Origin of the sequence: Cytobacillus sp. IB215316 (assembly GCF_033963865.1) — a bacterium.
GTDB lineage: Bacteria > Bacillota > Bacilli > Bacillales > SM2101 > Nanhaiella > Nanhaiella sioensis.
The window spans coordinates 60,911-83,781 of the sequence record NZ_JAXBMC010000001.1; the positions used below are offsets into that span (position 1 = coordinate 60,911).

The 22,871-nt window shown below is 34.4% G+C and carries 17 protein-coding genes and 1 other annotated feature; of the genes, 15 read left to right on the plus strand and 2 right to left on the minus strand.

Going from position 1 to position 22,871, the window contains the following annotated elements; all coding sequences use genetic code 11:
• Positions 1 to 308: 308 nt before the first annotated feature.
• The 3 genes from SLH48_RS00315 to SLH48_RS00325 all read left to right on the plus strand — a co-directional run bounded on the left by SLH48_RS00315 (position 309) and on the right by SLH48_RS00325 (position 5,006).
• On the plus strand, positions 309 to 1,499 hold the full coding sequence (locus tag SLH48_RS00315; protein ID WP_320256625.1) for an MFS transporter: 1,191 nt from the start codon (positions 309 to 311) through the stop codon (positions 1,497 to 1,499).
• A gap of 95 nt (positions 1,500 to 1,594) precedes the next feature.
• Positions 1,595 to 1,845: a binding site (T-box leader), on the plus strand.
• Positions 1,846 to 1,918: 73 nt separating this feature from the next.
• Positions 1,919 to 4,336, plus strand: a complete 2,418-nt coding sequence (gene leuS, locus SLH48_RS00320) for a leucine--tRNA ligase (RefSeq protein WP_320256626.1) — start codon at positions 1,919 to 1,921, stop codon at positions 4,334 to 4,336.
• A 364-nt stretch (positions 4,337 to 4,700) separates the two neighbouring features.
• Positions 4,701 to 5,006 (plus strand): rhodanese-like domain-containing protein, encoded by a 306-nt coding sequence (locus tag SLH48_RS00325; RefSeq protein WP_320257134.1) that lies wholly within the window; start codon positions 4,701 to 4,703, stop codon positions 5,004 to 5,006.
• Positions 5,007 to 5,174: 168 nt separating this feature from the next.
• Here SLH48_RS00325 and SLH48_RS00330 read toward each other — a convergent pair whose 3' ends face one another.
• Positions 5,175 to 6,437: an NAD(P)/FAD-dependent oxidoreductase gene (locus SLH48_RS00330; RefSeq protein WP_320256627.1), complete on the minus strand. Its 1,263-nt coding sequence runs from the start codon at positions 6,435 to 6,437 to the stop codon at positions 5,175 to 5,177.
• Between the two features lie 556 nt (positions 6,438 to 6,993).
• On the opposite strand from SLH48_RS00330, the gene SLH48_RS00335 reads away from it, so the two are divergent.
• Complete coding sequence (locus SLH48_RS00335; protein ID WP_320256628.1) at positions 6,994 to 8,625, plus strand: polysaccharide biosynthesis protein; 1,632 nt, start codon at positions 6,994 to 6,996, stop codon at positions 8,623 to 8,625.
• 54 nt (positions 8,626 to 8,679) lie between these two features.
• Positions 8,680 to 9,408, plus strand: coding sequence for a pseudouridine synthase (locus SLH48_RS00340; protein WP_320256629.1), 729 nt, complete (start codon positions 8,680 to 8,682; stop codon positions 9,406 to 9,408).
• A 755-nt stretch (positions 9,409 to 10,163) separates the two neighbouring features.
• On the opposite strand, the gene SLH48_RS00345 is transcribed toward SLH48_RS00340, so the two are convergent.
• Complete coding sequence (locus tag SLH48_RS00345) at positions 10,164 to 10,382, minus strand: DeoR family transcriptional regulator (protein ID WP_214481683.1); 219 nt, start codon at positions 10,380 to 10,382, stop codon at positions 10,164 to 10,166.
• A gap of 430 nt (positions 10,383 to 10,812) precedes the next feature.
• On the opposite strand from SLH48_RS00345, the gene SLH48_RS00350 reads away from it, so the two are divergent.
• From SLH48_RS00350 to SLH48_RS00395, 10 genes are all read left to right on the plus strand, one after another.
• Positions 10,813 to 11,532 carry an ABC transporter ATP-binding protein gene (locus tag SLH48_RS00350; protein ID WP_320256630.1) on the plus strand — a complete coding sequence of 240 codons (720 nt, stop codon included), beginning with the start codon at positions 10,813 to 10,815 and terminating at the stop codon, positions 11,530 to 11,532.
• Positions 11,519 to 12,664: an ABC transporter permease gene (locus SLH48_RS00355; protein ID WP_320256631.1), complete on the plus strand. Its 1,146-nt coding sequence runs from the start codon at positions 11,519 to 11,521 to the stop codon at positions 12,662 to 12,664. The genes SLH48_RS00350 and SLH48_RS00355 overlap by 14 nt, the downstream gene beginning before the upstream one ends.
• A 117-nt stretch (positions 12,665 to 12,781) precedes the next feature.
• Positions 12,782 to 13,789 (plus strand): potassium channel family protein, encoded by a 1,008-nt coding sequence (locus tag SLH48_RS00360; protein ID WP_320256632.1) that lies wholly within the window; start codon positions 12,782 to 12,784, stop codon positions 13,787 to 13,789.
• Positions 13,790 to 13,818: 29 nt separating this feature from the next.
• Positions 13,819 to 15,243, plus strand: a complete 1,425-nt coding sequence (gene pepV / locus SLH48_RS00365; RefSeq protein ID WP_320256633.1) for a dipeptidase PepV — start codon at positions 13,819 to 13,821, stop codon at positions 15,241 to 15,243.
• Between the two features lie 149 nt (positions 15,244 to 15,392).
• Positions 15,393 to 16,580, plus strand: coding sequence for an MFS transporter (locus SLH48_RS00370; RefSeq protein WP_320256634.1), 1,188 nt, complete (start codon positions 15,393 to 15,395; stop codon positions 16,578 to 16,580).
• Between the two features lie 188 nt (positions 16,581 to 16,768).
• A complete protein-coding gene (gene thpR, locus SLH48_RS00375) occupies positions 16,769 to 17,350 on the plus strand; it encodes an RNA 2',3'-cyclic phosphodiesterase (RefSeq protein ID WP_320256635.1) in 582 nt (193 codons plus the stop codon).
• Between the two features lie 346 nt (positions 17,351 to 17,696).
• Positions 17,697 to 18,686, plus strand: coding sequence for an NERD domain-containing protein (locus SLH48_RS00380; protein ID WP_320256636.1), 990 nt, complete (start codon positions 17,697 to 17,699; stop codon positions 18,684 to 18,686).
• A 12-nt stretch (positions 18,687 to 18,698) separates the two neighbouring features.
• Positions 18,699 to 19,679 carry a diacylglycerol kinase family lipid kinase gene (locus SLH48_RS00385; protein ID WP_320256637.1) on the plus strand — a complete coding sequence of 327 codons (981 nt, stop codon included), beginning with the start codon at positions 18,699 to 18,701 and terminating at the stop codon, positions 19,677 to 19,679.
• A 2-nt stretch (positions 19,680 to 19,681) separates the two neighbouring features.
• Positions 19,682 to 21,838 carry a type I pullulanase gene (pulA, locus tag SLH48_RS00390; protein WP_320256639.1) on the plus strand — a complete coding sequence of 719 codons (2,157 nt, stop codon included), beginning with the start codon at positions 19,682 to 19,684 and terminating at the stop codon, positions 21,836 to 21,838.
• 226 nt (positions 21,839 to 22,064) lie between these two features.
• Positions 22,065 to 22,850, plus strand: coding sequence for a phosphotransferase family protein (locus tag SLH48_RS00395; RefSeq protein WP_214481674.1), 786 nt, complete (start codon positions 22,065 to 22,067; stop codon positions 22,848 to 22,850).
• Positions 22,851 to 22,871 lie beyond the last annotated feature (21 nt).

A 22,871-nucleotide genomic window follows, 5' to 3' on the forward strand; every position in this document is an offset into this window, starting at 1 on the left:
GAAAACAGCCTTCGTTAATTAACCAATAATGTAAACTGTTAGGGATTTTCACACGGATATATTCAAGCTTGTGTTGGGGAATTTTAGGATGTGTTGTTGCTTTTCGTGTTATTCCGTTTGAATTTTGAGGTGCCATTTCTTCAACTAAATCGTTTACTTCTCGTTCTACTGTTATGTATGAAAAAGCAACAAATTTCAGAAAAGGTGTCTATTTTAAAGATATTTTTTATTGCTATTCTAGCTTAGAGCGAATACAATATGTGCGGTGAACTATGTAACAATTTAAGCGCATATGAGGAGGAATATTTATGCCTCGGTCATTGTATTTTGTTGTGGTTGGTATGGCAATTTTAGTTACAGGGTCATCGTTTCTTTGGCCTTTAAGTACGATTTATGTTCATGATTATTTAGGTAAAAGCTTAACAACAGCAGGTGTCGTTATTATGTTTAATTCTGCTGCTGGTGTAGTAGGAAATTTGCTAGGTGGAGTCATTTATGATAAGTTTGGAAGCTTTAAAACAATTGTTTCAGGTGTATCTGTTACTTTATGTGCCTCAATAATGTTGATATTCTTTCATGATTGGCCTCATTTTGTATTGTTATTAATAATTATTGGATTTGGCTCTGGAATAATATTTCCAGCTATGTATGCTCTAGCTGGTGCGGTGTGGCCTGAGGGCGAAAGGAAAGCATTTAATGCAATTTATGTTGCTCAAAATATAGGTGTAGCACTTGGAACAGCACTTTGCGGTTTTATTGCGTCATATTCATTTAACTATACGTTTATGGCAAGTGGCCTATTGTATTTAATCTTCTTTTTAATTGGAGTGATATGGTATCGACAGTTAGATGTTAAAGGGAAGAGTTCAGCTAATCATGACACAGAAACGATAGCAAGGAAAAGCAAGGTTAACTTTTATTCATTAATTATTCTTTGTGTGGGATATTTATTATGCTGGGCTGGATATGTGCAGTGGTCTACTACGATATCAACATATACCCAGGAATTAAACATTAGCTTAAAGCAATACAGTGTGCTGTGGACAGTAAATGGAATATTAATCGTCTTGGGACAACCATTGGTCTCTGCTTTTGTAAAACGCTTTGCAAAAACATTGAAATCTCAGATAGTCGTCGGAAACATCATATTTATTTGTTCATTCATTGTCGTTGCGAATGCGTCGGAGTATTCCTCTTTTATTACTGCGATGGTAATCTTAACAATTGGTGAAATGTTAGTATGGCCGGCTGTTCCAACTATTGCTCATCAACTTGCGCCTGAGGGACGAGAAGGATTTTATCAAGGTATTGTAAATAGCACAGCTACAGGTGGAAGAATGGTTGGACCATTGCTTGGTGGATTGTTGGCTGATATTTATGGAATGAATATATTATTCATCGTTTTAATTATCTTCTTGGTAATATCAATCATAACGACTACCTCATATGATTACAGGTTAAACCGACAAAATCAACAAGAGGAAATCAAGATGATGTGATAGGTAATATGTTAGTTTTGAAAAAATTTCTATATACAACTTGCAGTTTTATTTTAAATTCTATACAATACATAATAATGATGAAATATAATGATATAACAACATTGATAAGGAATAGTAATGAATGTTACACGTTATAGAGAGCTGGCGGGTGGTGCAAGCCAGACGTTGTATATTCATGAACTCACCTTTAAGTTGCAAGTGTGAAAATTCTGAGGTATGTTAAAACCCTCATAAGTAATGCTTGCCGTTGTCCGCGTTATGGAATGAAAAGCGAGTGTCATATTATGATACTAATGTGGGTGGTACCGCGGGAAGAATTAATTCTAATCCTCTCGTCCCTTTTTAGGGATGGGAGGTTTTTTACTTTATTTTAATGGTTAAATTTGTAAATAAGATGTTTGTAAGGAGGAAATACAATGAGTTTTAATCATGAACAAATTGAACAGAAGTGGCAATCATATTGGGAAGGGAACAAAACATTCAAAACATCTGAAGATAAAGGAAAAGAAAATTTTTATGCTTTAGATATGTTTCCTTTCCCTTCTGGAGCAGGGCTTCATGTAGGTCACCCAGAGGGGTATACTGCAACTGATATTATATCTAGAATGAAGCGCATGCAAGGTTTTAACGTTTTACATCCAATCGGCTGGGATGCATTTGGCTTACCTGCGGAGCAATATGCATTAGATACAGGGAATGATCCAGCTGAATTTACCGAACATAATATTAATACTTTTCGTCGACAAATTAAATCTTTAGGATTTTCGTATGATTGGGACCGAGAAGTGAAAACGACTGATCCAAATTATTTTAAATGGACACAATGGATTTTTTTAAAGCTGTATGAAAAGGGTCTTGCATATGTTGATGAAGTTGCAGTGAACTGGTGTCCTGCTTTAGGGACTGTGCTTTCTAATGAAGAAGTGATAGATGGAAAAAGTGAACGTGGAGGTCACCCTGTTGAACGACGTCCAATGAAGCAATGGATGTTAAAAATTACTGCTTATGCTGATCGTTTATTAGAGGATTTAGATGATCTAGACTGGCCTGAAAGCGTAAAGGATATGCAACGCAATTGGATCGGACGTTCAGAAGGTGCTGAGGTTACTTTTAATATTGCAAATTCCAAGGAAACGTTCACAGTATTTACTACTCGTCCGGACACTTTATTCGGTGCTACTTATACTGTACTTTCACCAGAGCATCCTTTAGTAGACATTATTACAACTAATGAGCAAAAGGAAGCAGTGAATGTATATGTAGACAAAGTAAAAAGCAAAAGTGATTTAGAACGTACAGATTTAGCCAAAGATAAAACAGGTGTGTTTACTGGTGCATATGCAATAAATCCAGTGAATGATGCAAAAATGCCGATTTGGATTGCAGATTATGTGTTGATGAGCTATGGTACTGGTTCAATAATGGCTGTTCCAGGACATGACGAGCGTGACTGGGAGTTTGCCACAAAATTCGGACTGGAGATTACAGAAGTTGTAGCAGGTGGTAATGTTTCTGAAGAAGCATACACAGGAGACGGTGAACATGTGAATTCAGACTTCCTTAACGGGTTAAATAAAGAAGAGGCCATTTCTAAAATGATTGAATGGTTAGTAACAAATGATCGAGGAGAAAAGAAGATTACTTATCGCCTTCGTGATTGGTTGTTTAGTCGTCAAAGATACTGGGGAGAGCCAATACCGGTCATCCATTGGGAAGACGGCTCGATTGAAGCGATCCCGGAAGAGGAATTACCGTTAACACTTCCAAAGGTTGATGACATTAAACCTTCGGGTACTGGGGAATCACCTCTAGCAAAAATTACTGACTGGGTAAATGTGGTTGATGAAAAGACTGGAAGAAAGGGTCGTCGTGAAACAAATACGATGCCTAACTGGGCAGGAAGTTGCTGGTATTATTTGCGCTATATTGACCCAGTAAACGAAGAAAAACTAGCTGATCCTAAAAAATTAGAAGATTGGCTGCCGGTCGATATATATATTGGTGGGCAAGAGCATGCTGTATTACATTTGCTTTATGCTCGATTCTGGCATAAGTTCTTATACGATATCGGTGTTGTACCAACGAAAGAACCTTTCCAAAAATTATTTAACCAAGGCATGGTTCTTGGAGAAAACAATGAAAAAATGAGTAAATCAAAAGGGAATGTTGTTAATCCAGATGATATAGTCGCTAGTCACGGAGCTGACACACTAAGGTTATACGAAATGTTTATGGGGCCACTTGATGCATCAATTGCATGGTCAACTACTGGCTTAGATGGAGCTCGTCGTTTTATAGACCGCGTGTGGAGATTAATTATGGATGATAACGACAACTTAAGTTCGAAAATTGTTGCTAATGACAATACTGGTGCATTAGAGAAAACGTATCATCAAACGGTAAAAAAGGTAACGGAAGACTATGAGGGGCTAAGGTTTAATACAGCTGTATCACAGTTGATGGTATTTATTAATGAAGCATACAAAGCTGATGATTTACCAATACGTTATATCGAAGGTTTTGTAAAACTATTGGCACCTATATGCCCACATGTAGCTGAAGAACTGTGGGAAAAGCTAGGACATTCCGAAACGATTGCATATAGTGCATGGCCTGCATACGATGAAGCTAAGCTAGTTGATAATGAAGTTGAGATTGTTGTACAAATTAACGGCAAAGTGCGTGCAAAGCTGAATGTTCCTACAGAGATTTCAAAAGAACAGCTTGAACAAATCGCTATGGACGACATGAAGGTAAAAGAACAAATTGAAGGGAAAACAGTACGGAAAGTCATTGCTGTTCCTGGAAAATTAGTTAACATTGTTGCAAATTAATATTTAAAGGCTCTTTCCGTAAAACCTGTTGCTATTACTAACAAATTAGTACCATAAAAAGTAGCTGTATATATTAGTCATCATTGTACAGAAGAAAAGATGCGACGAACGCTAGATGTATACGTGCTTTTATCTAAGGACGCAAAGTAACAATCAATGCGACAACAGGTTATGTAAAAGACAAACGCATAAAGATCTCCTAAAATAGCCCACATTCTGTGGGCTATGGCGGGTTGTTGTCATTTGGATTCAAGGTGCTTGTTGCTTCTTTTTACAAGGAGATATTTTTTTTGATACTTTGTGCATACTTAAAACTATAATAAATGTGGATATGTTTTTATTAAAGGAGGCATTTTTCTATATGATGAATTCGGTAAAAGAGATTTCAACAACTGAGTTAGAAGAGAAGTTGAATAGAGAAGAAAAGCTAAACTTAGTAGATGTGCGAGAAGATGATGAAGTAGCTACAGGTATCATTCCTAGTGCCAAGCATATAAAAATGGGGGATATCCCTAATCATCTCGATCACTTTTCAAAAGATGAAGAATATATATTCATATGTCGTTCTGGTGCGCGAAGTGAGCGTGTATGTCAATACATGCAGCAGCAAGGTTATAATGTGAAAAATATGGTTGGTGGTATGTTAGAATGGTCAGGGGATAAAGCATAAGTGATCTATTCTGAGTAGAGAAAGAGGTATTTTTCTCTACTCTCTTTTTTTTGTGCATTACGATAAAAGTATGGAATTGACCCAAAAATAAATATAATTGATCGTAAAAAGAATGAAATTGACCGATAAACAATGTAAATCGGTCAATAATTACGCTAGCCCTAACAACTAGTTAGCATTTTCACCTGCATTTATTCCAGCTAGTCTTCCTGTGACTAATGCGGCTGTAATATTATAGCCACCTGTGTATCCATGGATATCAAGAATTTCCCCACAGAAATATAGCCCTCTCGTTAGCTTCGAAGACATTTGTTTCGGATTAATTTCTTTTACAGAAACGCCGCCACCCGTAACGAAGGCTTTTTCAATTGATAAAGTCCCATTTACTTTAAAAGAAAATTGTTTGCAGTCGACAACAAGAGCCCGAAGCTTGTCTTTTGCTATATGTGACATTGTGGATTGTGGATCAATGTCATTCTTATCAAATAAAAATAGTAAATATCTTTCTGGCACGATACCTTTCAAAACATTCCTAATTGCTTTTTTCGGTTCATTCTCCATTTTCCTTAATATCATTTGGTAGAGTTGCTCAGTATTTTTGCCTGGTAGTGCATCAAGTTGCATCTCTACTTCTTTTAGATTAAATTTCTTCATTGTTTTTAATACAAATTGACTACAGCGCAGTGCAGCTGGACCCGATATGCCGAAATGTGTAAAAATCATATCCATTTGATGTGCAATGACATTTTTTCCTTTTGGATTTATCACCTTTAATTCAACATCTCGTAGGGAAAGGCCTTGCAATGATTTTTCTTTAATAAACTGTTCATTAGATGTAATTGGCACTTCTGTTGGATAGAGTTCGGTAATCGTATGTCCTGCTTTTTTAGCCCATGCATAGCCATCCCCAGTTGATCCTGTATGCGGAACTGATTTACCACCAACTGCGATTACTACACTTTTAGCACGGATAAGTTCATCATTTTTTAATTCCACACCTATCACTTTTCCATCGTCATATATTACTTTTTTTACAGGTGTATTTGTTCTTATATGGACTTTTAAACGCCTAAGCTCATCAAGAAGAGCGTTAACAACAGATTGGGCATTATCTGTTATCGGGAACATTCTTCCGTGGTCTTCTTCCTTTAGTTGTATTTTTAGCCGTTCAAAAAAAGAGATGATATCTTCATTGTTATAAATCGAGAAAGCACTATGGAGAAAACGGCCATTACCTGGGATATGTTTAATTATTTCATCCACTGGTAGACGGTTAGTTACATTACAGCGTCCACCACCTGAAATTGCTAGCTTTCTGCCAAGCTTTTCTCCTTTATCAAGTAATAAAACGCGTTTTTTTTGTTCTGCTGCTGCAATGGCTGCCATTAAGCCTGATGGACCTCCACCGATTACAACTACATCATATTTCATAGCATTACACCAACCTTATGTTTAAATACGAAATGTGTTATTTGTTCAAAACTGCTTTAACCATGCTATTGATATTGGCTAGTTATATTACTTAGTCTAATTTATTGTTGTCAATGACTATCGAGGCGAAAGGTGCTCTCTTAGTCAAAAACTACAAAGGTTACCGATTAAGCTGTTTATACCCTACTTACTATACTATCCACTATGCCCTACCGATCACTACACATTACATCCGAAAGCCTAATCTACCTTCTAGTGATGTGACTCGAGCTATTTCCTCTTTGTCCACAGCATCCACTGTTCCCTTAAGGTCATAAGCTATCCAAAAAGAAGGTTCAAAAAACACCTCAGATGTGTCAAAAAAGTAGGGTGACGACATCCACTGTGACTCACTGGAAAGTGGAGCGATTTTAAGTCGATTCTAGGAACAAGCTTTTCTAAACTACCAACCATTATAACTGTAACAAAAGCAACATGAAAGTGATCATTATGATACAATACATAAGTATTTATACTAATTTTACTTTTTGAAGTTTAATGATAGGGTAGTGATCATATGAGTTCGAAGCTTTTAAGAGGTACTTTTATTTTAACGTTAGGTACAATGCTATCCAAGGTGTTGGGTATATTATACGTCATTCCTTTTACTGCAATTGTTGGGTCTGAAGGGACAACATTGTTTTCATATGCTTATGTCCCATATACAATCTTTTTAAGCATAGCTACAGCTGGTGTCCCATTAGCAGTCTCAAAATATGTAGCCAAGTATAATGCTATGGGAGAATACGGAGTAAGCAGAAGACTGTTCGAATCAGGCAAGGTCGTTATGCTTATTACTGGTATCCTATCATTTTTGTTATTATATAGTATTACTCCTCTGATTACTCCTTTTGTCATCTCAGAGGGTGAGAACACATTTTCAGAAGAAGACGTGGCTCTGGTCATTAGATCTGTAAGTTTTGCACTATTAATCGTTCCTGTAATGAGTTTAATTCGTGGTTTTTTCCAAGGTCATGAATCGATGGGTCCAACGTCTGTTTCCCAAGTCATTGAGCAAATAGCTAGAATACTATTTATCCTAATGAGTACATTTATCGTGGTTGTTATATTAGATAGGAGTGTGACAGTAGCAATAAGTTTTGCGACGTTTGGAGCTTTTATTGGTGCACTAGGTGGTTTGGGGGCATTAATTTGGTATTGGTATAAACGAAGAGATCATCTTAATCAAACTTTAACGCATGCAAAAGGGCAAGTACAAGTGTCTTTAACAGATATGTATAAAGAGCTCCTTTTATATGCAGCACCATTTGTTTTTGTTGGAATTGCAAACCCGCTATTTCAAGCTATAGATATGTTTACTTTTAATCGAGCGATGGGGGCAATTGGCAAAGCTGATGTTGCTGAAAGTGCCTTTGGTATTTTAACGTTTCAAACCCATAAGCTTGTATTGATTCCTGTATCTTTAGCTGTATCCTTTGGGCTAGCTTTAATTCCGACAATTACAAAAGCATTTGTTGAGCAGAAGGGACAGTTGTTAACAAAACATTTAAATCAAACTTTTCAAATTGTATTTTTTGTAACTTTCCCAGCTGTAATTGGGTTATCTCTATTAGCTGATCCAGCATATATCATGTTTTTCGGACTTGAAGATGTAGAAATTGGTGGGAAGATATTACGCTGGTATGCACCTGTTGCCATTTTATTTGCTCTATTTTCTGTGACAGCGGCTATTTTGCAAGGAATCAATCAACAGAAATTTACGGTGATTAGTTTAGGAATCGGACTTTTTGTTAAACTATGCTTAAACTATATTCTTATTATCCAGCTTGGAGAAATCGGAGCTGTTATTGGTACAGGGCTAGGCTATGCAGTTAGTGTGCTATTTAACTTTTGGGTTATTCGCAAATATGCTAATTATAGTTATCACTTAGTAATCCGTAGAACCATGTTAATGACTGTTTTTACGGTTATCATGGTCATTGTAGTTGCCACTACACTATTCATCATGTCCAGCTTAGGAATATCATCTGAAAGTAGCAGAGTTTTATCGATTGGAATTGTAATCATATGTGCTATAACCGGCGGAGCGAGTTATTTTTATTTAAGTTATCGTACAAAATTATTATATCTTTTACTTGGAAATAGACTACCATTTTTACGAAAAAGGCAGGCTGTTGGTAAAGAATAAAATGATAAAAAAATTAGCGAGCAGAAAAACAATCTCAGGAGGGAGTTTGTCAAAATGAGAATTGATAAATTGTTGGCAAACGTTGGCTATGGTAGTAGAAAAGAAGTAAAGAAACTATTAAAGTCAGGAGCTGTCAAGGTAGACGGTGTGACTATAAAAGATGCAAAGACTCATATTAATCCAAATGAACAACAAATTTCTTTACTTGGTGAAATAGTTGAATATAAAGAGTTCATTTATTTAATGATGAATAAACCTCAAGGGATTATATCTGCAACTGAGGATGAAAGACATGAAACGGTGATTGATTTACTTGAATTTGAGGATGTAATCTACGAACCATTTCCAGTTGGGAGACTTGATAAAGATACGGAGGGACTTTTACTCATTACAAATGATGGTAAGCTGTCTCATCAGCTCTTATCTCCTAAAAAACATATACCGAAGACGTATTATGCAATTATTAATATGGAAGTAACAGAAGAAGATATTACTGCATTTAAAAACGGTGTTCAATTGGATGATGGGTATATAACAAAACCAGGTCACTTAACGATTATAAGATCTGGTATTCGTTCTGAAATAGAATTAACGATAACAGAAGGAAAGTTTCATCAAGTGAAACGAATGTTTGAAGCTGTTGGAAAAAAAGTAACATATTTAAAACGTCTTAAGATGGGAAGTCTTAAATTAGATGAATCACTTGAGCTTGGGGAATATCGAGAGTTGACAGATGAAGAAATAGATTTGTTAAAAACGGGAAACACTTCAATATCGGATTAGCTATAAGTTCGTCATGTTTGTGAAGGATAATGTTAAGTGCCATTAATAATGGCACTTTTTATTGTGTTAAATATAGGAATCATTAGTGATGAAAGTCCACTGTGTGGGTACACAAGTCCAAGGTGCTTATCATCATGTAAGTAGAGAGATGGATAAAGGCGTGGATTAAATTCTTGGCTTACGAACAGACAGCTGATACGAACGCTTTAAATAGGAATGAGACTTCACGTCAAATCAAAAGATGTTTGTAACTCTATAAAGTAATCAGGTTACTAAAAGAGGAAAGATAGTTATCTTACTATGTGAGATCATTCAGTCGCACATTAGTACAGTCCAAAAATATTAGCCGCAAGAAGTCACCAGTTGAAGCAATAGGTGGCTCCTAAGAAAAAAACAAATCGTTAACTCAACTAGGGAGGTTGGAGGAGGAAGCGAACGGTGTGTGGGGAGAAAATAAATCCTTATATTCTTTTCCTCATTTTATAGTTGAATTACAAAGAAAAAAGGACCTGTTTTAGGTCCGTATGTAACAGCTTTTATAATTAATATTAGTTGTTTTAAGATTGATTGTTATTTATTTGTACAAAGTAATAAACACGTATACGATAAGAGTTCAGGCACCTTTAACTAATAAAATCTCATTTGGTTAGTTTATAGAAAAAAACTATTTATATTTGAGATTATTAGAATTAGATGTAACTGGAACTTCATTACATTGTACGTGTATACCATTTCCTATATTTTAAATTAGTTGGCTAAGAAATTTTAACTCTCTTTTTTGTTGTTGTCCATTTACCTCGACTAGGACTGCGTACTAAATTGTTGAATGCTAGTACGTGAAGGTCTCGTTGAATTGTTCTTTGAGTTGTACCGAATTCTTCTACTAGCTCCTTTGTTGTGACAGTTCCTTTTTCATTAATAAACATGTAAACTGATTTAATACGAGTTAGCATACGATCTGTTGTAGGTTTCAAAAAACCACTCCTTATAGTATGGTTTCGCATAGTACAACGTACTCATCTAGCTGTATTCATGTTTTACTGTCATACGTATATATTTATTTTACACAAAAAAAAGAGAAAAAAACCATAAAAATTTATAATTTACAAAATAATTATACATTTTTGTGGTTTTTAATAAGACGCAAACAGTTCCTAGTAAATTAAAATGATTCATTTTTAAAGGCTGTTTTCGCAATGATTGTTACTTTACGTACTAAGAAATAAATACGTATTGACTTATTTAATTTTGGCATCAAATTATTTATTGCTGTGTTAAATTAATTTCAATAGCAACTAGTTTTCAAAAAGAGCTTCTGTAAGGGATTGATGAGAATCACCCTAGCCCTCTAATTGAGGAAACCTTTTTTATGTTTAACCGTATAAGAATTAGGGGGAGATATACATGCAATTACTCGATGTGAATATTAATAAAGCAGGCTACGATGCACAAGACCTAATCATTTCAGACATCCATTTTAGCTTGCAAAAAGGTGAATTAGTTGGATTAATTGGCCCAAACGGTGCTGGTAAAAGTACGACGATTAAAGCGATATTAGGAGTACTTAATTATTTAGAAGGGGATATTAATTTTAGTAATGAAACGACTTACGCATATATACCTGAACAGCCAATCTTTTACGATGAACTTACCTTATGGGAGCATTTAGACTTAGCTGCTTCGACTATGAATATTGATGATCGAACATTTAAGAATCGAGCAGAACATCTATTAGAAGTGTTTAAGCTTAATCATGTCATTCATCAATTGCCTAGCACCTTTTCTAAAGGCATGCAGCAAAAAGTAATGATTATAATAGCGTTTTTAATTAAGCCAGACATTTTCATTATAGATGAACCTTTTATAGGTTTGGATCCACGAGCCGTAAAAGACTTGTTATTTTTACTTGATAAAGAGAGAGAGCAAGGAGCTAGTATTCTTATGTCAACACATGTATTAGATACAGCTGAAAAAATTTGTGAACGATTTTTACTTGTTTCTAATGGGGAGTTGCTCGCAAATGGAACGATGCAAGACATTAGGAATAAAAGTGGGTTAATAGATGGTTCTTTATTTGATTGCTTTTATCATCTAACAGAGGTGGATGATAATGATAGGAAGTAGCTTGTTTTTTGAAAGGTTGAAACGGGAATGGAAGTTTCAATGGGGGATTTTTCGTTCGATTGCAGACTGGACGATTATTGTTTATATAATCATACCTACATTATTAGCATGTAGTTACATATATGGTTTATGGTGGATTACAATTCCAAGTTGGATCGTTCCTGTACCAGAGTTATATTTATTTTTAGTAGTATATCTATATTGTTGGCTAGGTGCATGTAGATTTTTTATTGAGGAAGCTGATCAGCTTTATTTAATTCAAAAGAAGCAAATCGTTAGGAATTTGAAAAAAATAGCCGTGAGTTATAATGTCATTAGTAATAGCATTAAAATGAGTATCATAATGATAATATTTGCACCCTTTTTGTTTATTCATTACAATTTGAACGTGCAAACAGTAATGATTGCATTTATATTTTTTTTAAGTCTGAAACTTCTAATCTTAATGCTAAAAAAATGGCTATCTGTTATTAAACGTAGCTGGCTTAAAAAGGGTATTTTATTAATATTGTTCTTAATATTAGGGAGTATCATATGTTTTACAAATATGTTATACAATCCTCAGTTCATCATTACGATGACGTTTGTATTTTTGCTAACATATTTATTTATAGTAAGACGAATGATCCGTCAAACTGGTACTTTTTTTGAAGATGTTATTACAGAAAAAGAGGAAAAGTTAAAATATGCGAGTACTATATTACAAATATCAAAAATTGACCAACCTGCGAAAATAAAAAGAAAACGACCATTGTTGTTTAGCAAATCACAGCGAATTTTTTCATATTGGACTAAACAGAATACGCTCGTTGAAGTTTTTATAAAAATTCTGTTGAGAAATAAGCAGTACATATTTTCGCTTTTAAGGCTAATTGGTATTTCAGTACCTACGGTAATCATCGTTCCTGCTATTTGGTTGAAATGGTTACTATGTATTGGAATCATTATCGTCATAAAAATATGGCTATCATCGATGTGGGATCACATCCAAAATAAGCACTTTATTATGCATGTTAATCAAGATCAGAAGGAGCTAGCTCTAGCAAGAACAAAGGCAGTTAATATATTTTGGGTGCCGTCCATGCTGTTTATTATCACACTATTATTAGGGGCCACAATGATTAGTCTTTAACCATTGCTTTAATAAATCAATCTTTAATCCACAATTATAGTTTGATAAGCTAAAAGAAGATCAAAAAGTGAAAAATATTAAATCATTATCCTATGACTCTGGGAGAGGGGGGGAATTGTGATTATTATTAAAAAAATTATTGTCAAATTAGTAAGGTTTAATAATTGGATTTTATTCACTTCCACAATTGCACTAATAGCATGTAGTTCACTTATTATGATGTATCTAGAGCCAGAAACATTTACTACACCTTTTGAAGGTGTATGGTGGGTGATGACAACTGTCACAACTGTAGGATACGGTGATCTCTATCCTGTCACTACGCTAGGAAGATTATATGCTATATTTCTCTATTTAGTTGGAATTGGTTTAATTGGTGTCATTATTGGTAAGATTGTTGACTTCTTTGCTACATTCAGAAGGAAGAGGGAGGAAGGAAGAGTGCATTATAAAGGCGAAAATCATCTAGTTATTATTGGGTGGTCAAGAAAAGCAAATTTTGCCATCGAAGAAATACTACAATCAGAAAGTAAAATCGAGTTAGTCATCATTGATACACTGGAAAAGTCACCGATCATAAATGATAGGGTTCACTATGTGCAAGGCTATGCTGCTGATAATGAAACGCTGTCGAAAGCAAATATTTCAAAATGTAAAGCAGCTATCATCTTTGCAGATGACTCAATTCACGATGTTCAATTAATTGATGGAAAATCATTGCTTATTGCTACTGCAATTGAACGTCTTGTTCCGAATATACATACGACTGTGGAAATTTTATCGGAGGAACATATTCAAAATTTTGTCCATGTAAAGGTAGATGAATTTGTCTTAACCCATGAAACTGTCTCGCGTATGGCTGTCCGTTCTGCATTTACAAAAGGAATATCTGCTGTATATACTCAATTAATAAGCAGAAATGTTGGTGACGATCTATATCAAATTAAGGCGAAATCTGAGTGGAAAACGTATCGTGATGCTTTCGAACAGTTGTTAGAAGCAGGTGCGACTTTAATCGCAGATAAGGATAAACTAAATATAAATCGCATGTTAGATAAACCTATTCCGAAGAATACATACTTATATGTCATTTGTGATAAAAATACATACCAAAAGATAAGTTAGCAGGAGCAAAAATTATAGAAGAGGTGAAGATGATGGTTGAGCAAATAAATTGGTTAGCTGAGGTTAACAAGCAAAAAGATAGCATCATTCAGACTACACAGGAGTTATTAAAAATTAAAAGTATTTTAGACGAAGAGAATACATCAAAGGAATTCCCTTTCGGGGAAGGCGTTGCTCAAGCTTTGCATTATTTACTTAACAAAGGTAGTGAAGATGGGTTTCAATCAAAGAATGTTGACAACTATGCTGGTCATATAGAATTTGGAGAGGGAGAAGAAAGCGTTGGTGTTCTATGTCATGTCGATGTTGTGCCTGAAGGTAGCGGCTGGTCAAGTGACCCATTTGGTGCAGAAATTAGAGACGGAAAAATCTATGCACGTGGTGCGATAGATGACAAAGGCCCAACGATTGCTGCATATTATGCTATGAAAATCGTTAAAGAACTTAGCTTACCATTATCACGCCGTGTCCGTATGATTATCGGTACAGATGAGGAAAGTAACTGGCGCTGTGTAGAGCACTACTTTAAGCATGAAGAAATGCCGACGATGGGATTTGCTCCAGATGCTGACTTCCCGATTATATATGCTGAAAAAGGAATAGCTGATATTCATCTCATTAAGAAAAAAAATCAAAATCATATATCATCACAAAGCGATATCGTATTAGAAAGCTTTCAATCAGGTAGCCGCTTTAACATGGTTCCAGAGTTCGCTGAAGCAAAGCTAACAATCAAAGGAGATGCTGAGCAAATACTGCTACATTTTGATTCCTTTAAATCTGAGCATAAGCTTCAAGGGAAGGGCTATGTTGAAGACACCGATATTATATTACAGCTTGAAGGAAAATCTGCACATGGATCACTACCTCATCTCGGTATTAATGCTGGTATACATTTATTAAGCTTTTTGAAAAAAATACAGCTAGATGAGGAAGCTCAAACGTTTGTTACATTTGTTACTGATTATTTTGAAGAAGATACTAAAGGAAAAGCGCTTAACGTAGAATTTGAAGATGACATAACGGGAGAGCTTACAATCAATGCTGGGATCCTATCTTATCATCGTAACCGTGAAAGCAAAATTGGGATAAATGTCCGTTACCCAGTAACAAACGATTTCGAAAAAACTAAATCATCAATAGAGGCAGCATGTGAGAAGTATGATATGACAGTACAAATTGTCTCACATATGGAGCCAAACCATGTGGATAAAGACCATGAATTAATTAAGACATTACAAAGAGTTTACCAAGAACAAACAGGTGAAGATGCTACTTTATTATCAATTGGTGGGGGGACGTATGCTCGTTCATTAGAAGCAGGAGTAGCTTTTGGTCCATTATTTCCAGGGCGAGAAGAAACAGCACATCAAAAGGATGAGTATATCATTATTGATGATCTATTAAAAGCAACAGCAATTTATGCACAAGCTATTTACGAATTAGCTCAATAATTTAAAATTGTCCGTAAGACATTAAATTGAAGATGTCTTGCGGACTAATACTGTATATAGACATAATAATAAGATTAGTGAAATTGCACACTAATTGTTTTGTCGTTATTTAAGAAAGAATGGAATAATCTAGTTGGATGGTGCTTTTTATGGAATTACTTATGAAACGAAACATCAATGTTCAATTGTACTTCGTCTTATTTTATTTTTTCGTTTTCTTTGGAATAGGATCTTTATACCCACTTCTAGGTGTTTATTTAAAAGATGATATAGGATTAACGGGTACACAAATTGGTATCATTATGTCTATTAGTCCTGTTGTAATGATTGTCATTCAACCTATGTGGGGAATGTTAAGTGATTATACACAAAAGCCTAGACAATTGTTAACGTTAGCAATTGTATTGACAGGCGTAGTTGGTATTGTATATTCATACGCTTCATCGTACATGATGTTTATTATAATTGCTGCATTATTAGCAGTCATGCAAAGTGCTATCGTTCCAATTTCAGATAGTATGACGCTGACATATACTGAAAGACATCGTAAAAATTATGGGTCTATTCGTTTATGGGGGGCAATTGGTTTTGCATTCTCTGTGTTTATCGTTGGTAAATTAGCTGATTTTTATGGTTTAGGTGTCATTTTTTTTGCTTTTGCAATTATTTTATTTATTTCAGCCCTTTTTGCAATAAAGTTACCAAATGAAAGCCAATCTATGAAAGTAAATCTTAGAGCAGGTCTCTCTCAACTCATTCGATTGCGAAGATTTGTTTTGTTTTTATTAACCACTTTCCTTATTTTTGGTCCTATTCACGCAAATAACACTTACTTCGGTATTTTAATAACTGAAATGGGTGGTTCAACTGGACAGGTAGGAATGGCCTTTCTTTTAGCTGCTGGTAGTGAGGCTCCATTTATGCTATTTGCAGGTCGGTGGATTAAGCGTATTGGAATATTACAAGTACTTTTATTCGCTTCTTTTGTTTCTGGTGCAAGATGGTTATTTTATTTTTTTGAACCTTCTCTAACCGTTATCTATGCTACAACAATTGCACAAGGAATTTCTGTAGGCTTTTTTATTCCTGCTGCTCTGCAGTATGTTAGAGATATTGCCCCTAGTAAAGTGCGCGCAACAGCTATTTCTCTTTATTCAGCTGCGGGGATTGGCTTAGGGTCATGGTTTTGTAATTTTTTTGGAGGTGTCATTTTAGAGCGTTTTTCAATAAATAATGTCTATTTATTTTTTAGTCTTCTTACTGTTGTAGGATTAATTACATTACTTTTTGTTATAATTATTGATAATAAAAGAAGAACAGTAAGCTCATTATCTTAGCACGAACATCAATTTTTAAAAATTACTAAGCCAGCTTGAAGAAGATTTCTGGATTTGTCATTATTATTTAAGTAAAGAAGACGCTTCCATGTTTAGTTATATGTGCTTTCAGTCATTGTACGGTACGAAAATTAGTGTGAATTATGTTCTAAAGAGCTAAGACAAATTAAATTAGATAGGTGAGAATAATGGGTAGAAAACCACATTATTTTTTGGCAATTGGCTTACCAGATGAAACGAAAAGAGAATTATATTTAAATAATGAAAAAATTAAATCTCATTTTCCTTTTAAGACGTGGGTTTATGAACAAGATTATCATATTACATTAGCGTTTTTAGGAAGTATAGAAGATCCACAGCAATTATTAGCATTGATAGAAAAAGTTTCAACAATCGCTGAACAATACAATCGCTTTCAGCTTGAGCTTACGTCTTTCGGTACTTTTGGACAAGATGAACATCCACGCATTTTATGGTATGGAATACATAACAATGAAACTCTTTTTTTGCTGCAGAAGGATATCTACAAAGCATGTATTGAACTAGGTTTCTTATTAGATACTCGACCGTATTCCCCTCATATTACTATAGGGAGGAAATGGAAGGGTGAAAAAATATTTAATATAAAAGCACTAAACAACGCGTCGTGGCTTTTAACTAATCATAAGGTATTTAAAGTCAATCAACTTTCACTCTATCAGACCGATATAGAAAGCATACCAAAATATAAACCGATTAAGTTTTTTTCTCTTGAAAATAATCGTCAATAAATATTAATTAACATAGCAACTAAGTTACGAAAAGAGCCTTGGAAAATGATTATGTAAGGCTGTATTAGCATGAGTTCTTTTCGTATAAAGCTAAACAAGTATGTAACTAAAGTTCGAGGAATCTTTTCTTCTCTAATGACTATAGATACTCTATAACACTTCAGTGACTTAAATATAAGTGTGAAAAGCAACAAAGTTACGAAAAGAGCCTTAGTAAAAATCCGAGTAATGATACTTACAATAAGTTACCAGTAATATAATAGTTAATACGGTCGTTAAACTTCGCATGAACATGTGTGAGAGATGTAAAATGATGAAAACTTCAAGTTGAAAGTTGGTGAAGTTGATGGGACAACTTATAAAACTTCAAAATTATGTTTCACGTTACGAAATAGATACTTATCGTTATCCAAGTCAATATATTAGAATGAAGAAGCAACAATGGAATAGAATTCGATTAGCTTGGGAAAATGGAGATTTAGCGACAAAGGAAGATTTTGCTCATGATAGGGACTGGGATTCTTTACTAGATAATAAAGATGACAATATTCTATTAAAGTTAAAATCTATGTTTCAACGTAAGCAAAAGGATTCTCAAATAAATAATCACTTGGTAAATGATGCGGAGAATAATGATAATAAGGTTGAATGGCAATTGAATCATAAAGAAAATAACCCTGAAACAATGGAAGAGCTAATGCAACTATTTTTAGATCGTTTGTTTCATATTCAAATGAAGTGGGCTAGTTCAACGATACGTGAAAAGTCGTTAATTGATCGAGATTATTATTACAATCAAGAAATTAAATTTTTTCTTCAAAGATTTCCCGATACATTCTTAGTTTTGTATAAGCCCATTTTTTTAGTAAAGCAAGCACCTGTTGAATTTGATATTGTTGTTATTACACCTATTCATACGTATTGTATTGCAATACTAGAAGATGAGGAAGACAGTGTATTCATTGGCTCGAACAAACGATTTTGGTTAAAAAAACATGCTGGCAAAGAAAATAAAGTGTTATCACCTACGATATCTTTAAATAGAATGGAAAAGATTGTTCGAAACATATATGACACTGAAGAAATTGAGATGCCGGTGAAAAAGATAATATTGAATCGTTCTGGATATGTTGATTATCTTGATAAACCAATCGATCTTGATATTATTGAGAAAAGAAATTATAACGATTGGTTTAATCAGCAGCGACAGATGGTTTCGCCACTAAAACATGTCCAATTAAAGGCGGCAAAGTCATTATTATCATATTGTCAAACATCATCTATCAAACGCTATGAATGGGAAGATGATCATACAGATCTTATGAAATTAACATAGAAGGTAGATACTATGAAAATTCTTTTTTTTATTGTAAATATTGCTGCTGGAAATGGCAAAGCAAAAACAATTTGGAACGAGGTCAAACAGGAGCTTGGTAAACAGAATATTGAATATCGATCTTTTTTGACAAAGTCACCTGGACACGCAGAGCATCTAGCGAAAGGAATTGTTAAGAGACATCCGTGGAAGGTTGCTGGCATTGTTGTTGTTGGTGGTGATGGGACAATGCATGAAGTAATTAACGGCTTAGCAGGTACTTCTAATATAAATGTAGGCTTTATTTCAGCAGGCTCAGGAAATGATTTTGCAAGAGGCTATTCTGTTCCTCAAGCACCAATAGAGGCTCTAAAACATATAATAGATGATAAGGAGCCAAGTCATTCTTTATTTGATTTAGGGCAATATACTATAAGTAACCCTCTTAAGAAAGTAAGGTACTTTGTTAATAATTTGGGGGTTGGCTTTGATGCTGAAATTTCTAGTAAAGCGAATCAATCATATCTAAAAAAACGCTTAAATAAAATTGGCTTAGGATCACTTATTTACGTCATTATTTTAATACAATCTTTATTTACTTATAAAAGAACAGATGTAACTATAACGATAGATGGAAATATTCATCGTTTTCAAAATGTATGGTTTATTACTGTTTCCAATCAAGCATATTATGGTGGAGGGATGAAAATAGCTCCACTTGCACAACCAGATGATGGAATATTAGATGTAACAATTGTTCATAATGTATCACGTATAAAATTATTAGCGGTATTTATGAGTGTGTTTTTTGGTCTGCACACAAAGTTTAAAGGTGTAAATATGAAATCAGGTGAGTGTATTGATATTTCAAGTAGAGACTCACTTTTAGTACATGCTGACGGTGAGATAGTAGGCATGTCACCAGTAAATGTAAAAATACAGAACAAAGCAGTCTCCTTTTTTACGACTCACTCTGTAGGAAAATCACATGGAGAAACAATTAGGAGTGAATGAATTTGTTACAGATTAGACGTACCTATGAGGCATTTTTAGATGAAATGAATTTGATCACGATTATTATGCCAAAAATATATAGACAAGGGTTGTCTAACTCTTTTACACTCCAAGGTGACGAGGATGTTAACGAACCATTACAAATTTGTTCTACATTTGATGATCGTTTGTATATAAAGTATGAATGTAAAGCCGCTTGCCATATAGAAGTAGGTAAAGCATATGCTGTTTATGATGATGAAGGCTGTAGTACTGATTTACAGGTTGGGGCTGTTATTAGAACAGCTAAATTTGATGAGCTATATGCTTATGATGGGAATGATTTAGGAGTTACATTTTCTAAAGAATACTCACTATTTAAATTATGGGCTCCAAGTGCAACGAAGGTGAAATTAAAAATAACGAATCCCATCGATCACGAGAAGAAATATTACGAGATGAATCGTGGAAATCATGGAGTATGGGATTTACTAGTACATGAAGACCTAGAAGGTGTATATTACTCATACCTTGTTTGTGTAAATCTTATTTGGAAGGAAGCCATCGATCCGTATGCTGTAGCTTTATCTGTAAATAGTGAGTATGGTGTCATTGTCGATTTAAATAAAACAGCTATGCAAGATTATAAATTGCCACCTTTAGAGCATGCAACAGATGCGGTTATTTACGAAGTCCATACACGGGATTTTTCAAAACATCCTAATAGCGGTATTAACGAGAAAGGTAAGTATAAAGGACTAATTGAATCGCAAACTTCTGAAAGTAGTGGTTCATATACAGGACTTTCTTACTTGGTAGATTTAGGTGTTACACATGTAGAACTTATGCCTTGTAATGATTTTGCTGGTGTGGATGATCTTACTCCAGAAAAAACATATAATTGGGGATACAATCCACTGCACTATAATGCTCCAGAGGGTAGTTATTCTAGTAATCCTCAAAACCCTTATAATCGTATTAATGAGTTAAAAAAAGTTATTACTACTTTTCATAAAAATGGCTTAAGAGTCGTGTTGGATGTCGTATATAACCACGTATATATTCGAGAACAATCATCGTTCGAAAAAATTGTGCCAGGGTATTTTTTTCGACACGATGAGAATGGGCTTCCATCAGATGGAACGGGTGTTGGCAATGATATTGCTTCAGAACGACGAATGGTGAGAAAGTTCATTATTGACTCTGTTCTCTTTTGGCTTAATGAGTATCATGTTGATGGCTTTCGTTTTGATTTAATGGGTATTTTAGATGTTGATACGATGAATAGAATTAGAACAGCTGTAGATAAGATTGATTCAAGTATCATTTTATTTGGAGAAGGATGGGATTTACCAACATCACTGCCAACTGAAATGAAAGCTACAATACAAAATGCAAAAAAACTCCCTAGAATTGGACATTTCAATGACCAATTTAGAGACCGTATAAAAGGTAGTACTTTTAAACTTGAGGATAAAGGATTTTCTTTAGGTAATAGCTTTCAACTCGATAAGGTTAAGGAAGTTATTACGGGAAGTATAAGCTATGATCAAGCTAAGATAGGTATGTTTGATGATCCTGTACAATCAATTAATTATGTAGAATCACACGATAATCATACGATGTGGGATAAGATGATTAAAAGCAACCCAGATGAAAATGAAGAAACTCGAATGAAAAGACAGCGCTTAGCTACAGCAATCGTACTCCTATCGCAAGGTATTCCATTTGTTCATAGTGGCCAAGAATTTTTTCGTACTAAATTGGGTGTTGAAAATAGTTATAAATCACCTGATGAAATCAATTGGCTGGACTGGGATAGAAAAGGCATATATGAATCTAGTGTGCATTATACGAAAGGATTGCTGTTACTCAGAAAAAAGCATCGCGCCTTTCGATTTCCTGACTCCAGCCTCATTAGAAAACATTTAAAGTTTATTTCAGATAATGATCAAGTAATTGCTTACCAATTGCTTGATGTTGGTAACTATGGTCAGTGGGCATATATAACTGTTATACACAATAATAGTAAAGATGAACAATTGGTTAAAATTGATAGTGGAGAGGTTTGGGAAGCTATTTGTCATGGGGATAAAACAGGTATTACACCGCTAGTAAAAATGACAGGAAATCAAATAATTGTACCATCAATTAGTACATTGGTATTAATTCGTAATTAGAACTTGTTATTTTTACTTGACTAAAAAAGTAAAAGAGATATAAAATTTAAAGGATGGCTATTATTAAATACTCATATAGCCGTCTTTTTTATTCTAATGAAAAATAAGTATAACTTTATCTGAGCTATTTTTCGTAGTTCATCTAAGAATAGATATAGCGCCTATCCCCAAGAGGTGACTTTTCTTATACAAGACGACATGTGTGTTGACATTGAGGGTGAAATAGTTGGAGCATATATTAGGTAATGAGTGGGAGATATATCCTGCTGGTGGAGCAACTGGAGAAGCGTACTTTGCTCGATTCAATGAACGAAAATTATTTTTAAAACGTAATTCTTCACCATTTCTAGCTGTGTTATCAGCTGAAGGAATCGTACCTAAGTTGGTATGGACAAAACGTATGGCAAATGGTGATGTAATTACAGCTCAACAATGGTTGAATGGTCGCGAGTTAAAGCATGCGGATATGATTGATATTAGAGTTGTGGATTTATTAAAGAAAATTCATAACTCGACAGAATTATTACGGATGCTTACACGGTTAGAGAAAAAACCACTGTTACCAGAGATGATTATAAATGAACTGTTAATTTATTTTCCTATTGAAGAAACAGCAATTCCGGACATCAAGTCTGCGATAACATTTTTACAAGAAGAGCTTCCAGCTATAGAATACAATAATAAAGTTGTTTGTCATTGTGATATTAATCATAATAATTGGTTATTATCTGAAACAAATGAACTTTATTTAATTGATTGGGATGGAGCGATGATAGCTGATCCTGCTATTGATATAGGTATGCTATTGTACCGTTATATTCCAAAGCATGAATGGAGTTCATGGCTTGAGCGTTACGGAATAGAACTGACTTCAAATTTACATGCACGAATGAAGTGGTACGTTATCGCTCAAACATTAATGTCTATACATTGGTATAAAACGAAGAATAAAGAAAAAGAATTTCAAAACTGGTTAAGCTATTTAAATGAACTTTTAAATATTGATAAATAAAGGCAATCGGATTAATTTCCG